The organism is Pseudomonas sp. HY13-MNA-CIBAN-0226 (genome assembly GCF_040310305.1).
In the GTDB taxonomy this organism is placed as follows: domain Bacteria; phylum Pseudomonadota; class Gammaproteobacteria; order Pseudomonadales; family Pseudomonadaceae; genus Aquipseudomonas; species Aquipseudomonas gregormendelii.
On record NZ_JBEOPS010000128.1, the window covers coordinates 1 to 316 of the forward strand.

Consider the following 316-nt stretch of genomic DNA (forward strand, 5'->3'; position numbering starts at 1 on the left):
TGGCCGGGAATCAACGATGCTTTTTCTTCACCGTTCGGCACTGCCAGCATGGTGCCTGTCACTTCTGTTTACCAGCGCACTGCCTGTCCAGGCCGAGGATGCGCCCTCGCCTGCCATCGAAAAGCCGGCTGAACGCCAGCCCTTACCCGAGCGTAGCCAGCAAGAAGCCAATGCGCTCGAACGCCAGGTGCCGCAGCAGGAGCAACAGCAATTGCAGGCGGGTAGCGATTCGTTCCTGGCGCTGTGGAAACCTGCCAACAGCGCCGAAGCCGAGGGTGTGGTGATCCTCATACCAGGTGCAGGGGAAACCGCCGAC

General features: G+C 61.7%; 1 protein-coding gene. It reads left to right on the forward strand.

All coding sequences use genetic code 11. The annotated features are described in order from the left end of the window. Positions 1–16: 16 nt before the first annotated feature. On the forward strand, positions 17–316 hold a 300-nt coding region (locus AAEZ05_RS28075), incomplete at its 3' end, for a DUF3530 family protein (RefSeq protein ID WP_350649829.1).